The organism is Maricaulis sp., from assembly GCF_030149235.1.
Classification (GTDB): Bacteria; Pseudomonadota; Alphaproteobacteria; order Caulobacterales; family Maricaulaceae; genus Maricaulis.
In genome coordinates, this window is sequence record NZ_JASBRW010000002.1 from 21,751 (window position 1) to 34,871 (window position 13,121).

14 protein-coding genes are annotated in these 13,121 nt (G+C 64.5%); 4 read left to right on the forward strand and 10 right to left on the reverse strand.

Annotated features, from left to right (window positions below):
* The first annotated feature begins 98 nt into the window (after positions 1-98).
* Positions 99-650 carry a hypothetical protein gene (locus Q1V51_RS00180; protein ID WP_300551574.1) on the forward strand — a complete coding sequence of 184 codons (552 nt, stop codon included), beginning with the start codon at positions 99-101 and terminating at the stop codon, positions 648-650.
* A 78-nt stretch (positions 651-728) separates the two neighbouring features.
* On the opposite strand, the gene Q1V51_RS00185 is transcribed toward Q1V51_RS00180, so the two are convergent.
* Together Q1V51_RS00185 and Q1V51_RS00190 are read right to left on the reverse strand one after the other, a co-directional pair.
* Positions 729-1,307, reverse strand: coding sequence for an acyloxyacyl hydrolase (locus tag Q1V51_RS00185; RefSeq protein WP_300551576.1), 579 nt, complete (start codon positions 1,305-1,307; stop codon positions 729-731).
* 63 nt (positions 1,308-1,370) lie between these two features.
* Complete coding sequence (locus Q1V51_RS00190) at positions 1,371-2,555, reverse strand: phosphoserine transaminase (protein WP_300551577.1); 1,185 nt, start codon at positions 2,553-2,555, stop codon at positions 1,371-1,373.
* An 82-nt stretch (positions 2,556-2,637) separates the two neighbouring features.
* On the opposite strand from Q1V51_RS00190, the gene Q1V51_RS00195 reads away from it, so the two are divergent.
* On the forward strand, positions 2,638-3,774 hold the full coding sequence (locus Q1V51_RS00195) for an aminotransferase class V-fold PLP-dependent enzyme (RefSeq protein ID WP_300551579.1): 1,137 nt from the start codon (positions 2,638-2,640) through the stop codon (positions 3,772-3,774).
* A 1-nt stretch (position 3,775) separates the two neighbouring features.
* Positions 3,776-4,663, forward strand: a complete 888-nt coding sequence (locus Q1V51_RS00200; protein WP_300551580.1) for a DMT family transporter — start codon at positions 3,776-3,778, stop codon at positions 4,661-4,663.
* Here Q1V51_RS00200 and thiD read toward each other — a convergent pair.
* From thiD to Q1V51_RS00220, 4 genes are all read right to left on the reverse strand, one after another.
* Positions 4,660-5,466, reverse strand: coding sequence for a bifunctional hydroxymethylpyrimidine kinase/phosphomethylpyrimidine kinase (gene thiD / locus Q1V51_RS00205; RefSeq protein ID WP_300551581.1), 807 nt, complete (start codon positions 5,464-5,466; stop codon positions 4,660-4,662). The two genes, Q1V51_RS00200 and thiD, sit on opposite strands and share 4 nt — an antisense overlap.
* 2 nt (positions 5,467-5,468) lie before the next feature.
* On the reverse strand, positions 5,469-6,431 hold the full coding sequence (locus tag Q1V51_RS00210; protein WP_300551583.1) for a tetratricopeptide repeat protein: 963 nt from the start codon (positions 6,429-6,431) through the stop codon (positions 5,469-5,471).
* A gap of 42 nt (positions 6,432-6,473) precedes the next feature.
* Positions 6,474-7,307 carry a hypothetical protein gene (locus Q1V51_RS00215; protein WP_300551585.1) on the reverse strand — a complete coding sequence of 278 codons (834 nt, stop codon included), beginning with the start codon at positions 7,305-7,307 and terminating at the stop codon, positions 6,474-6,476.
* A gap of 79 nt (positions 7,308-7,386) precedes the next feature.
* The gene (locus Q1V51_RS00220) at positions 7,387-8,277 is read right to left on the reverse strand and encodes a LysR family transcriptional regulator (protein ID WP_300551587.1); all 891 of its coding nucleotides are present in this window, start codon (positions 8,275-8,277) and stop codon (positions 7,387-7,389) included.
* Positions 8,278-8,410: 133 nt separating this feature from the next.
* On the opposite strand from Q1V51_RS00220, the gene Q1V51_RS00225 reads away from it, so the two are divergent.
* The gene (locus tag Q1V51_RS00225; RefSeq protein ID WP_300551589.1) at positions 8,411-8,839 is read left to right on the forward strand and encodes a DoxX family protein; all 429 of its coding nucleotides are present in this window, start codon (positions 8,411-8,413) and stop codon (positions 8,837-8,839) included.
* A gap of 1,083 nt (positions 8,840-9,922) precedes the next feature.
* Here the strand turns inward: Q1V51_RS00225 and Q1V51_RS00230 are convergent.
* The 4 genes from Q1V51_RS00230 to Q1V51_RS00245 all read right to left on the reverse strand — a co-directional run.
* Positions 9,923-10,756, reverse strand: a complete 834-nt coding sequence (locus tag Q1V51_RS00230) for a methyltransferase domain-containing protein (protein WP_300551590.1) — start codon at positions 10,754-10,756, stop codon at positions 9,923-9,925.
* A 92-nt stretch (positions 10,757-10,848) separates the two neighbouring features.
* Entirely contained in the window at positions 10,849-11,052 is a 204-nt protein-coding gene (locus Q1V51_RS00235) for a hypothetical protein (protein ID WP_300551591.1), read from the reverse strand.
* 322 nt (positions 11,053-11,374) lie between these two features.
* The gene (locus Q1V51_RS00240; RefSeq protein ID WP_300551592.1) at positions 11,375-12,229 is read right to left on the reverse strand and encodes a hypothetical protein; all 855 of its coding nucleotides are present in this window, start codon (positions 12,227-12,229) and stop codon (positions 11,375-11,377) included.
* Positions 12,230-12,350: 121 nt separating this feature from the next.
* The coding region (locus Q1V51_RS00245) for a 3-hydroxyacyl-CoA dehydrogenase family protein (RefSeq protein ID WP_300551594.1) at positions 12,351-13,121 on the reverse strand (771 nt) is incomplete at its 5' end.

The following is a 13,121-nucleotide window of genomic DNA, read 5'->3' on the forward strand; positions in this document are numbered from 1 at the left end:
ACCCCTATCGGGCCAGTTGAATTTGCACGCCCTGCCGGATGCGGGCAGTATCAGCGCGCTCGGGTCATGATCGGCATGTTTTAAGGAGCCTCGCCGTTATGACGACAAATCCCCTTCTGCTTGCAGCCGCCCTCGCGGCCCTGGTGCCGGCGACCGGCCATGCCCAGACCCCGTCCTGTTCGGGAGAGGCGCATGATGATTTCGACTTCTGGGTCGGCCACTGGAATGTCTACGCCCCGGATAACGGCCCCTATCAGGGCGAGAACCGGATCGAGAAGATCAATGGCGGCTGCCTGATTACCGAGCACTGGACCGGCGCCTCCGGCTCGGTCGGCGAGAGCATGAACTATCTCGACCCGTTCACCGGCCAGTGGCGCCAGGTCTGGGTCTCGGCCGGTGCCATTATCGATTATTCCGGCGGGCTCGATGAGAGCGGCGCCATGGTACTCAATGGCGAGATCCATAGTCCGGCCAATGGCACGACGACCGGCTTCCGCGGCACCTGGACGGCGCTTGAGGACGGATCGGTGCGCCAGCATTTCGAGATCGAGGGCGCCAATGGAGAATGGGGCGTCTGGTTCACCGGCATCTATGTGCGCCAGGAAAACGATCCGCGGGCAGAAGAAGCGGCCGCGGCCCGGAGCGAGTAGAAACCGGATGCAAAATGTGCTCCCACCCTCTCCCGTGGGAGAGGGTGAAAACGCGCACTTCCGTGATTTTGGAAAGGCCTATCGCCCGAAGCGATAGCTCAGGCGTACGCCGGCATTGTCCAGCGCCTGGTTACGGCCGGAAGCCAGGATCTGGCCGTGCGAGATATGTTCGTAATAGGCGCCCACCGACCAAGTCTCGTTGAGATCATAGTCGAGGCCGAGGCCGTTGTAGAACAGGATGGAATTGCCCAAAAGTGCCCGCGTCGTGGCGAGACGGATGCGCTCCGGGTCGCCCGGCGGGGAGTTCGGGTCGATATCGTCGACGCCGTCATTGTAGGACAGGCCGGTGGTAAACTCGAAATCGAGATTGTCGGCGATCTCCCAGTCCCAGGCGAGACCGACAGCCCCGAAATTGGTCAGGCCATTGGTGTTGAAAGAGCCATAGATGAAGGGGCGCGGTTCCCAGATCGGCTCGAGCCAGTCCGGGCTTTCAAACAGAAGCTCGACCGTGACATTGGGGCCGTCCTCGACATGGTCGGCGAGATCATGTGCGGTGACGCCGAAACGGAATTCCAGGCCCTCATCGCCATGTCCGTCCGCCTGAGCTGCCGTGGTGCAAAGGGCCGCCAGGGCTGCAGCCGTGATCCAACGCTTCATCTTGATCCCCCTTGGAAAAACTCGCGCCCGAGGCGAACGCCTTGCCCACCACTAGCCAATTGATCAGAGCGCGTCCAGCGCTTCGCCATAGGCCCAGTCGAGCCAGGGGCCCAGTGCGGCCAAATCATCACGCTCCACCGTCGGCCCGCACCAGATGCGGATCCCCGGCACGGAAGCGCGGTGCATATTGATGTCGAGCCCGGCATTCTCCCGTTCCAGCAGCGCCGTGATCGCCTTGGTCAGGGCCCATTGCGTATCCGTATCGGCGCCGGTGACGGCGGGGTCGGTGAATTTCAGCGTCACCGAGACCGGCGAGCGATGCTCGGCCACCTCGCAAAGATAATCCGCCCACTCGCAGCCCTGCACCCAGTCATCCAGCGCCGCGAAATTAGCTTCACGCCGGGCGATCAGCGCCGGCAGACCGCCGACCTTGGAGGCCCATTTGCAGGCGGCCAGATAATCCTCGACACACATCAGCGAGGGTGTGTTCAGGGTCGAGCCCTCATAGACAGCCATATTGGCCTTGTCGCCGGAATGCAGCTGCAACAGGCCGGGCACCGGCCAGTCCGGCTTGTAGCTGTTGAGGCGTTCAATGGCGCGCGGGCCCATGATCAGCATGCCGTGCTGGGCTTCGCCCCCGAGGCATTTCTGCCAGGAGAAGGTCAGCACATCGATCTTCGACCAGTCGATATCCACCGCGAACGCCGCCGAGGTGGCATCGCAAATGGTCAGGCCTTCGCGGTCGTCATCAATCCAGTCAAAGCCCGGGATCCAGACCCCGGCTGCCGTGCCGTTGAGGGTGAAGACCGCATCGCGCTTGCCGTCATACTGGCCGATATCGGGCAGCACGCCCGGCTCGGTCTGGAAAATGCGCAGGTCTTTCAGCTTCAGCTCGTCACGGGCGTCATGGGTCCAGCGATTGCCGAACACATCCCAGCTGAACACATCGACACCGCGTTGGCCCAGCAGCGACCACATCGCCGCTTCCATGGCGCCGGTATCGGAGCCCGGCAGCATGGCGACGCGATAATCCTCCGGCAGTTCGAGGAGTGCATGGGTGCGTTCGAGCGCTTCCTTGATGCGGGCCACGGCCGCACCGGCCCGGTGGGTTCGCGACAAGGGCGCATCGCGCAGCTTGTCCCAGTCCCAGCCCGGGTATTTCTTTACCGGACCGCAGGAAAACCGCGGATCGGCAGGTTTGAGCACGGGTTTGGGGGCTCGGGCGGTGGCGACGCTGATTTTCGGCACGGGCAAACTCCGGAATCGGAAAGCGTGGGCAGGAGATGTCACACGTTGACCCCGCTCGCGCTAGCGGGCAAGAGCCCTTCTCATGATCCCGTCTCAACGCGCGCTTTTCGACCTGCCGCGCGAGGTCGCCTATCTCAATGCCGCCTATATGGGCCCGATGCCGCGCCATGCGGCAGCGGCCGGGGCGCAAAGCTATGCCGACAAGCAACAACCCTGGACGGTGAACGCGCAGGAGGCTTTTGCCGACGCGCCGGAGCGCTATCGCGCGCTCGGCGCCAGGCTCTTCGGTGCCACGGCGGATGATATCGCCATCGTACCGGCCGCCTCCTACGGCCTGGCCCTGGCGGCGCGCAATCTCGAACCGGATGCGGGTTCGGAAATCCTCGTTCTGGACGGGCAATTCCCCTCCAATGTCTATGTCTGGCAGGCCCTGGCCGAGCGCACCGGCGCCAAGATCCGCACTGTCAGCCGGTCCGACAATGAAAGCTGGACCGACGCCCTGCTCGCCGCGATTTCCCTGAAAACCGCCATTGTCGCCTGCCCGCATGTGCACTGGTCCGATGGCGGGCGGGTCGACCTGCCGCGGGTCAGCGAGGCGGCCCGGCGCCAGGGCGCCGCCCTGGTGCTGGACCTGACCCAGTCACTCGGTGCCCTGCCCTTCGATCTGGAGGCTATCCAGCCCGATTTCGCCGTCGCGGCCGGCTATAAATGGTTGCTCGGCCCATATTCGCTGGGGCTGTGCTATATCGCGCCGCATCATCAGGAGAGCGCCGAACCGCTGGAAGAAAACTGGATCAATCGCCAGGGCTCCGAGGACTTCGCCCGCCTGGTCGACTATCAGTCCGCCTATCAGCCCGGCGCCCGGCGTTTCGATATGGGCGAACGCTCCGCCTTCCAGCTCGTTCCGGCGGGTATTGCCTGCCTGGAGCAGATCCTGGACTGGGGTGTCGACGCCATCTCGGCCACGCTGGGCGTGCGCACGCAGGAGATCATCGAGGCCGTAGCGCCGCTGGGACTGGTCCCTGCCACGCCAGACCGGGCGCCGCATTATCTCGGCCTCACCCTGCCACCGGATACACCTGGCGACCTTGTCAAACGCCTGGCCGCGGAGCAGGTCTACGTCTCCCAGCGCGGAGACCGGCTGCGTATCACGCCTTATCTCTACAATGATGAGACGGACATCACGCGCCTCGCCGAAATTTTGAAAGTAATCCTCTAGCGTGACCCAATCGCCGCCCCGTCCCACACTCGAGCACTGGATCCTGCTCGGCATTCTCACCGTGCTGTGGGGATCGGCCTTTGCCTTTATCAAATACTCGGTCGACTACCTGCCGCCGGCAGCCCTGATCTTCGTCCGCCTGAGCGTGGCCGCGATCGTCCTGCTGGCCTGGGCGATGTTGCGCGGACGGCGCATGCCCGCGCTCACCGACAAGCGCTGGCTCTGGTTCACCGGGCTGGGCTTTTTCGGCAATACCCTGCCCTTCTTTCTCATCGCCTGGGGCCAGCAGAGTATCGACAGCGCCCTGGCCGGCATTCTCATCGCCACCATGCCGCTGGCCACGCTCGGCCTCGCCCATGTCTTCGTGCCGGGTGAGAAAATGGATCTGTCCAAGCTGGGCGGCTTCCTGATCGGTTTTGGCGGCGTGGTCATCCTGATGGGCCCGGCAGCCCTGTCAGGACTGGGCGGGGAAAGCTTCCTGGCCCAGATCGCCGTCGTCTTCGCCGCCGTCTGCTATGGCATCAACGCCATCATGGCCCGCCTGATCCCGGAAACACCGCCCTCGGTATCGGGCGCCGGCATGCTGATCACCGCAGCCCTGCTCGCCCTGCCCTTCGGCGTGTGGGAGCTGATGCAGACGGAAGGTGTGACGCCGGGCGCCTGGGCCGCCGTGATCTGGCTCGCCGTCGCCCCGACGGCCATCGCCTCGGTCATGCTGATGCATATCGCCCGCACCGCTGGGCCGGGCTTTCTCGCCATCGTCAACTATCTCACCCCTGTTGCCGCCGTGATCACCGGCGTGATCATCGGCGAGACGATCGGCTGGAACGCGCTGCTAGCGCTGGCGGTGATCCTGGCCGGCGTGTGGTTGTCACGGCGGAAGGGTTAGCCCCGCAACATCCAGAAATGATCCACCGGGCCGTGGCCGGCGCCAAAGCCGGGGGCGTGGCGGATGGCGTTGTGGAGATAGTCGCCGGCGCGGCGCACGGCTTCGGGCAGGGCGTGCCCCTGGGCGAGCAGGCTGGAAATAGCCGAGGCCAGGGTGCAGCCGGTGCCGTGGGTGTGCGGCGTGTCGAGGCGTTCGTGCTCGAAGATCTGCAGCCCCCGCGGGGAGACCAGGACGTCGCGCAGGATCTCGCCGGACATATGCCCGCCCTTGACCAGCGCCGCCCGGGCGCCGGCCTCCACAAGCGCTTCGGCCGCGGCGATCTGGGTATCGAGATCGCCAATGGTCAGGCCAGTCAGGCGTTCCGCTTCCGGAATATTAGGCGTGACCAGAGCCGCGCGCGGCAGCAGGCGCGACTTGATCGCCTCGGCGGCGGTTGTGTCGACCAGCGCATCGCCCGACGTGGCGACCATGACCGGGTCAAGGATGAGCGGCACGGCCGGTGCTTCCTGCTCCAGCACAGAGGCAACCGTCTCGATCAAACTGGCCGTGGCCAGCATGCCGGTCTTGATGGCATCGGCTCCGAGATCGGAGAGGACGGCGCGCATCTGATCGGCAACGGTGTCATCGGGCACCGGGTGAATACCGGTGACACCGAGCGTGTTCTGCACGGTAATCGCGGTCACGGCGGTCATGGCGAACCCGCCCATGGCGGAAACCGCCTTGATATCGGCCTGGATACCGGCACCACCGCCGCTATCGGACCCGGCGATGATCAGGACCCGGCCACGCGGCGCCTCGCTCATGATTATTGCTCCAGTTCGCGCGCGCGCTGCAGCGCGGCCGCGGCGGCAGCATCGGAGCGCGACTGGGAGGCAACCTGGCGATACAGCGCGGCCGCTTCCGCGCGATTGCCCTCTGCGACATGGATTTCCGCCAGGGCCAGGGCGGCTTCGGTGTTTTCTGGTTCAAAGGCGAGCATCTGGGCATAAATACCGGCCGCTTCACGGCGCGAGCCCGCGGCATTCAGACATCCGGCATGCACCATCAGGGCCGTGTCATTCCAGGGATCGTCCTCGACCGCGGTGGCGGCGGCGGCGCATCGGTCCGGCGCCTGCAGAGCCGGCACGGCCGGCGCTTCCGGAGCGGGCTGCGGAGCCGCTTCGGCCTCGGCTGCGGGCGGCGGCGAGGCCAGTTCAGTCGGGGCTGTTGGCGCCTCCGGAGCGGCCGGTGCGGCCGGAGCCGGAACGTCAATCTGGGGCGCTTGCGGCGCCTGCGGCGGTGTGATGACGGGCGCGGCCGGAGGCGGGGCTGACGGCGCAGCCTGGCTCGACGGCCGGGCGGCAGCGGCCGGAGCAGCGACGTTCGCTGGAGCCTCGTTACCCGAACGGATACGGGCCAGCGGGGTCGTGCTCGCACTGACGCCGACCTCGATCAAGACCCCGCCCTGGCGGATTTCCGCCCGGGCATTGCTCCAGGCGCGCGCGGCGCTGAGTTCGATCCGCAGGTGAGACCCGTCGGGGACCAAGCGGATGGCATCAACCAGATCACGATGGGCCGGCTCGATGGCCCGCGCCACATCGCTAACTCCATGGACTTCCAGCACCAGGCCTGTGTCACCCGGTGTGGCGACCACATCGCGGGGCTGCTGGTCAAAGGCGAGCCAGATGCGGCCACTTTCGCCGGCGAGGCGGGCACGGATATCGGTCAGCTCGGCCTGGGCCGGGCCGCTCAGACAGAGAATCAACGGCAGGAGCAGAAATTTACGCATGCCGCAGGGCTGGGCTGATCCGTTTAAAACCCGGTTAACTCCCTAGCCGACCGAGGGCGCCGGTCCACCATCGCAAACGTCATAGCCAAAGGCGCCGATCAGGCTGCCATCGGCCTCGCGCACGCTTTCATAGACATAACAGCCCTCAAAGCCCTCCGGCATCTCGCCTCGCACAAAGACCGGATCGCCCTCACCAAACATCGCATCGGCTTCGGTCAGGGGCCGCATGGAGTTCATGGCGCGGCCGTCCTCGCGGGTCGCGCACTCCCAGCTCAGCCCGGCGGTATCGACCAGACGCACCGCGGTATTTCCGCCCGGCATTTCATAGGCATAGGAAACATGCCGGGCGCGCGGTCCGAACTCATCGAGGCAGGTATCGATGGCCGGTAGGTAGCTGGCCAGATAGTTCGCCCAGCTGTCCAGCTCGGCGCGCTCCATGGCGCAGCCGGTCACCGCGACATCACCGATGCGGACGGCCGCGAAATGGGTGAAGGTCCGCTCGTCCTGCTGGCACGGCCCGGCCTGGAGCTGGATGGCGATGGTCTCGCCGCGCTCGCTTTCACCGTGATAGCGGCGCACGCCTTCATCGAGATAGGGCATGGAGACTTCCAGCTCGCCCGTCGCGCCGCCGGAATGGACCGAGTTGAAGGCAAAGGCGACGGCGGGCTGTCCCGGTTCGTCAAGGAATTCGAGATTGCCCTCCCAACCATCGCCGCCGGACAGCAGATAGCCAAAACCGCTTGGCTCGGAGTTGGTCGCACCGCCGGCCTCCGGGTTCAGTGCAGACAGCGCCATGCCGCCGGCACCGCCAGTGGTCGTGGCTCCACAGGCCGTGAGCCCTGCGCAGACCAGGGCCAGAACAATCAAACGCCTCATATTTCCCCCCGAACTTGACGCCATCAGAATGGCTTCCGGCGCAGGCTAGCACAGGAATGCCGGTTACGCGTAGAGGCGATCAGATGCCCTCGGCAAAGGCCTTGGCGAGATGATCGACAAAGAGCCGCACCCGATGTGTCATATAGCGCGAAGACGGGAAGACGGCCCAGAGATCACGATGCTCCGGCTGCCAGTCCGGCAACAGCTCGACCAGGCGGCCATCGGCCAACGCCTCCTCGGCGGCCCAGGATGGCGAACAGGCAATCCCGACTCCGGCACTGGCGGCAGCGACCGCCGCGACGGCTCCATTCAGGGTCAGGCGGCCATTGACGCGGACCTCCTGCACCTCGCCCTCGCGCGCAAAGCGCAATTGCTGAGGCGCCGGCTTGTTGCGATCGATGATGACGTCGTGATGCGCCAGCTGCGCCGGGTGCGTCACCGCGCCGGCGGCGGCGATATAGTCGGGCGAGGCCAACAGGGACATGCAGGCCGGAGCTAATTGGCGCGCGATCAGGGCACTATCGGGCAGATTGCCGATACGCACACCGACATCGAAGCCCTCATTGACCAGGTCGACCATGCGATCACCCATGGTCAGGCGCACTTCCACGCCGGGCCATTGCTTCATGAAATCCGCTACCGGGCGCATCAGCTTGCGCGGGCCGAAATCAACCGGTGCCGAAACGCGCAACAAGCCTGCCGGCGCAGAACGGGCATCGGCCACGCCTTCTTCAAGGGCATCATATTCGTCGAGCCAGGGACGGACGCGGTCCCGCAGCGCCGTACCGGCATCAGTCAGACGGACCGAACGGGTCGTCCGCTCGAACAGGCGGGCTTGCAGGCGGGTTTCCAGCGCGGTGATCTGCTTGGAGGCCGCCCCCGGTGTAATGCCCTCGCGCTCGGCGGCCTGGGTGAAGGACCCCAGCTCGGCAACGGAACAGAAGAGACGAAGCGCGTCGATACGGTCCATTGTTTCCTCAATAGAAAATGTTTTGCGCATTTCTACGTTATTATCTCCATTATGTCGAGATGTCATCTCTCTCTGCGACATCAATCGACGGCGCGACACGACACGCCGCCGCAACCGATATGGAGAGACACGAATGTTCAACCCGAATAACAATACCGCCTATGGCGCGGCCCTGCTGCGCGTCAGCTTTGGCACCCTCATCCTGGCCCACGGCCTGCTCAAGATCCTGGTCTTCACCGTTCCGGGCACGGTCGGCTTTTTTGCCAGCCTCGGCCTCCCGGCCATCGTCGCCTATCTGGTCATTTTCGCCGAAATCGCCGGCGGGCTGGCCCTTATCGCAGGCGCTTATACCCGCATCGTCTCGCTCGGCCTGATCCCGGTGCTTGCTGGCGCTACCCTGGTCCACCTGCCCAATGGCTGGCTGTTCTCGGCCGAGGGCGGCGGTTGGGAGTTCCCGCCCTTCTTGGTGGTGACTGCCGGCGTGCAAGCCCTTCTCGGCTCCGGCGCCTTCGCCCTCAAGGCACCGCGCCTGCCGCTCATCCCGCGAGCCCTGCAGGCCTGACGCACTAAACCGCCCTCCCCGCCCCCCCAGAAGGCCCGGCGCTCAGCAGAGTGCCGGGCTTTGCCTTGGCGGGTGCTGTATGGCGGCAAGATGGCAAGGCGCGGGATCCGGTGCCCGCCAGAACAAGGACACAGCGATGAAGGGGGAGTTGAGCAGGGCGAGAAAGACCTTTGCCCCACACACCTACCGCCCGTCCCTTCCCCGTGAAGGGAAGGCGGCGAGCGGCGGCGTTGCGTCCGGCTGTACCTGTTTAAGGGCCCTGGCCGTCCACACGCCCCGAACCTAGTGGTCCGGGACACAGTCTCGAGCTCGCGCCCGGACTGTTCGGCTCTGGCGGGCGTCGTTTCCTTCGCTCGGCCATTGCCTTCCCTGGCTGTTACCCCAGAGCCCGATCCCCCTATCGGGGCACCGTCGGCTTTCACTGGCGCCGTTTCCGGCGCGCAGTCATCGCCTTTCCCAGCTTTCACCCTGGGACCCGATCCTCCCTACGGAGTACCGCGGGCTTTCGCCTCGCGTCGTTTCCTTCGCGCGGCCATCGCCTTCCCTGGTTTCTACCCCAGAGCCCGATCCCTCTATCGAGGCACCGTCGGCTTTGACAAACGCTGTTGCCAGCGCGGTCCTCGCCTTTCCCGGCTCCTATCCCGGGACCCGACACCCCAGCGGGGCACCGTCGGCTCCAGTCGGCACTGTTGCCAGTGCTGGCCGTCACCTGTCCCGTTTCCGCTTCGGGGTTCGGCACCTGACGAGCAGGTTCCGTTGCGCGCCCTTTCACCCCTGTTGCCAGTGGCTTCCGTTTGCACCCCCGGAGTTTTCCCGGGACCAACCCAGCCGAAACTTGGGTTGAGACTTTTGGTCCGCATACTGACGTATACGATCTTCAAGCCTGCCGCCGGCTTCCGCCCGATTTACCTTTGCAGACAAGGCGTTTGGCGCCGTCGACAAGAAAACGTTAATCAAGGGTTAAGCCGCGGGTCAACGCCAAAGTGATTCGGAAATGTGGAAAATTCGAATCGCTCAAGTGATTCAACAGAAAAGCCCGAATCTTTTTTCAATGGTAATTTTTATCCGCCCACGGAGTACGCGTTACAGTTCCGGCTTGCGCGCTCGCGCCGTAAGCACCATCGGCGTCATCAGTAAGGCATCCGGATCAGCCTCACGCTGCGCAACGAATTCGAGAAAGCCCGCCGCGTCTTCCGGCGCCAGGAAGCCCAGCTCGACCAGACGCGCCGGCGCCTCTTTCAACCAGCTCGCTGGCCAGCGCCAAAGCGCCTCGCCGGGCCGTACCGCGTGCATTTCAGGCGTCATTTCCTCAATCGACCAGCCGTGACGGCGGAACATGGCCGGGAAACGGCGGCCAATATTGGGATCCCCCTCGAAGTGACGCCAGCTGGCCTCAACCGCTGCTACGAAGCGATCAAAGACCGGCTCGGCCGGCTCGAGGCGGAAGCTGCGATAGTCGACATATTCCTGGGTCATGAAGACCCCGCCCGGTTTCAGCGCACGATCAATCCCGGCAATGGCGGCATCCGGGTCGGGCAGGAAACACAGGACCCAGCGCGACCACACCCGGTCACATTCGCCCTCCGGCCAGGTGAAGTCCTCAATGGCTGCCTGGCGGGTCTCGATATTGCCGAGACCACGCGCCCGTGCGCCCTCTTCCAGGGCTTGCAGGAAAAGCTCGGACTGGTCGACGGCGATGACCCGGCCTTGCGGGCCAACAAGCTGGGCCAGGTCGAAGGCGGCATAACCGGGGCCACAGCCCAGATCCATCACCGTCATGCCTTCCTTGAGCCCGGCCCGTCGCCAGGCCCCAAGCGCGGCTTCGCGCCAGAGCGCATGCTGCAGCCCGAGACGCTGAACCTCGGCCTCATTGGCACCGATGATATAGTCTTCTTCGTCCAGAGTGGCCTGGCTCATAGAATGCCCTCCGCAGCTTCAAGCCGGGACAGATTAGGCAAGTGCTGGTAGGGCGACCACCTGAAAACTGCACGACCGGCAGCCGGTCGCGTCTAATAGGCGTGCTCGTAAGGGGCACCGGCCGTGGCGATCTGCGCGCCGTGCGCGGCGAGATGCTGGGCCGTATGGCGGGCATCCTCGACCGCCACCCAGGCCATCCAGCCGAGCAGCACCGTCAACACGACTGCCAGCCCCCAGCAGGCGACCGCTAGCGATCGCAACGGGTCCCGGAAGAAGTTGAAAGTGGTGTCGAGCATGTGTCGGACTGCCTGCCTGTGACCGTGAAAGAGGCGTGAATAATGTGCAGGGACAGGCAAGTTGCATCTCATATAATATGCCCGATCGTAATATCTCTATTCAAATCGGGATTCGACGTTTGGAGTCTGGAGCTTGCGGCGGTCTGCTCGAATGAAATTGCGCAGCACTCGACCAGGAAGTGCAGAATCAACGTTTAGGCGCTTGCCTGCCGGTTTTGCTGCTCTAAAGCGCATAATACGCCTGTGAGGACTATTTGGTTTCAACGCCTTACAAGGCGCGCCCAACCTCGTGTTTCAGGGGAAAACCAACGAGCGCGACCCGTTAGTCCGCGGTGGCGGCCAGCGGCACCGTATAGATCGAGTAATTGCCATTGCGGAAACTGGTGAACCAGAGCTGTCCGCTCTCCAGGTCGGCATATGCGCCATACTCATATTCCGGCGTGTTGATCTCAGGTCCGAGATTAACCGCTTCAGACCAGCCTTCCCGCTCGGCATAGGCCATGTAGAGATCATCGCCGCCAAAACCGTCTGCGGCATCGGTACGAGTGAAGATCACCGCGCTCTCGTCGGCGGAGACAAAAATATCGGCTTCGGAGCGGGCCGTGGACAGGGCCCGAAGGCGCTCGACGCGCCAGCCGGCGCGCATGTCTGGGACAGCGCGGTAAAGGTCAGAGCCGCCGGCCCCACCGCGGCGGTTGGAGGCGAAATAGACGCTGCCATTGGCCGCCAGGCTGCCATGGAAATCATTGGCTCTGGAATTGACCGGCTCAGGCAGACGCCAGGGCGCGACCAGCCGGCCATCATCCCAATAGGCGATCCAGAGATCCCAGTCCTGTCGCTCCTCGCCGGGCATGGGAGCGGAAGAGAACACCACCTGGTCACCCTCCGGCGAAAAGCGCATGGCCCGCATCTCAACCGGCCAGGGTGCGCCATCGATCTGGACCGGCTGCGGGTCCGACCAGCCGCGGCGAAGGCGTCGGCGGAGCATGACGCTGTGCTCGCCCCAGTCGGCATTATGGGTGCCATAGATGGCGATATTGCCGTCCGGTGACAGGCTGTACCAGCTTTCCTCGGCAGCAGAGGCGAAGGGGGCGAAGGGTTCTGCGGGAGGCAGGGCGGCCGCATCACCGTCCTGAATCCCCAGAACAGACAGAAAAAGCGCTGAAAGAACCACCATTACGCACACCCAAAAACACGGAAGCCAACCATGCCCGCTCCGCCAGTCCACCGCAAGCGCACACAAAAAAGCCGGCCCGGATGATCTCCGGGCCGGCTCTTCAGCTTAAACGCTTGGACGCTTATTCCGCCGCAACCGGCTCCGGGGCCGGCTGGGTGGAGAAGCGGCCATAGAAGGTCTCGCCCTTCTCGGCCATTTCCCGCACCAGGGCCGGCAGCTCGAACTGCTCGCCATAGGCGGCTTTCAGCTCGTCAGCACGCTTGACGAAAGCGGCCAGGCCATAGGTGTCGATGAAGGACAGCGCACCGCCGGTATAGGGCGCAAAGCCCCAGCCGAGGATGGAGCCGACATCGGCCTCACGCGGATCGATGACGATTTCCTCTTCCATGCAGCGGGCCGCTTCAATGGCCTGGGTGAAGAGGATGCGGTCCTTGATCTCGTCGGCAGACGGCTGATCTTCGAGATACTTGCCACCCGGAGCAAACTGCTCCAGCTCCGGCCAGAGCCGCTTGGGCTGTCCCTTTTCAGCCGGGTAGTCGTAGAAGCCCTTGCCGTTCTTGCGGCCGAAGCGCTGATACTCTTCGACCATCTTGAACAGGATCGGCTCGGTCGGCGACGGTTTGTAGTCGTCACCGAGATCCGACTTGGTCTGCTTGATCAGCTTCACGCCGAGATCCAGCGCCACCTCGTCCTGCAGCGAGAGCGGACCAACCGGCATGCCGGCCATACGGGTCGCATTCTCGATCAGGGACGGCTTGATGCCTTCGGCCAGCATGTTCATGCCTTCGCCGATGAAGCGCATCACGCAACGGTTGGCGTAGAAGCCGCGCGTATCGGACACCACGATCGGGGTCTTCTTGATCTTGGTGACATAGTCGATGGCCCGCGACAG

Excerpts from the sequence above, each read along its gene's own strand:
- Q1V51_RS00180 (WP_300551574.1), top strand. The coding sequence starts at position 99 with ATGACGACAAATCCCCTTCTGCTTGCAGCCGCCCTCGCGGCCCTGGTG.
- Q1V51_RS00185 (WP_300551576.1), bottom strand. The coding sequence starts at position 1,307 with ATGAAGCGTTGGATCACGGCTGCAGCCCTGGCGGCCCTTTGCACCACG.
- Q1V51_RS00195 (WP_300551579.1), top strand. The coding sequence starts at position 2,638 with ATGATCCCGTCTCAACGCGCGCTTTTCGACCTGCCGCGCGAGGTCGCC.
- thiD (WP_300551581.1), bottom strand. The coding sequence starts at position 5,466 with ATGAGCGAGGCGCCGCGTGGCCGGGTCCTGATCATCGCCGGGTCCGAT.
- Q1V51_RS00210 (WP_300551583.1), bottom strand. The coding sequence starts at position 6,431 with ATGCGTAAATTTCTGCTCCTGCCGTTGATTCTCTGTCTGAGCGGCCCG.
- Q1V51_RS00215 (WP_300551585.1), bottom strand. The coding sequence starts at position 7,307 with ATGAGGCGTTTGATTGTTCTGGCCCTGGTCTGCGCAGGGCTCACGGCC.
- Q1V51_RS00220 (WP_300551587.1), bottom strand. The coding sequence starts at position 8,277 with ATGGACCGTATCGACGCGCTTCGTCTCTTCTGTTCCGTTGCCGAGCTG.
- Q1V51_RS00225 (WP_300551589.1), top strand. The coding sequence starts at position 8,411 with ATGTTCAACCCGAATAACAATACCGCCTATGGCGCGGCCCTGCTGCGC.
- Q1V51_RS00230 (WP_300551590.1), bottom strand. The coding sequence starts at position 10,756 with ATGAGCCAGGCCACTCTGGACGAAGAAGACTATATCATCGGTGCCAAT.
- Q1V51_RS00235 (WP_300551591.1), bottom strand. The coding sequence starts at position 11,052 with ATGCTCGACACCACTTTCAACTTCTTCCGGGACCCGTTGCGATCGCTA.
- Q1V51_RS00240 (WP_300551592.1), bottom strand. The coding sequence starts at position 12,229 with ATGGTGGTTCTTTCAGCGCTTTTTCTGTCTGTTCTGGGGATTCAGGAC.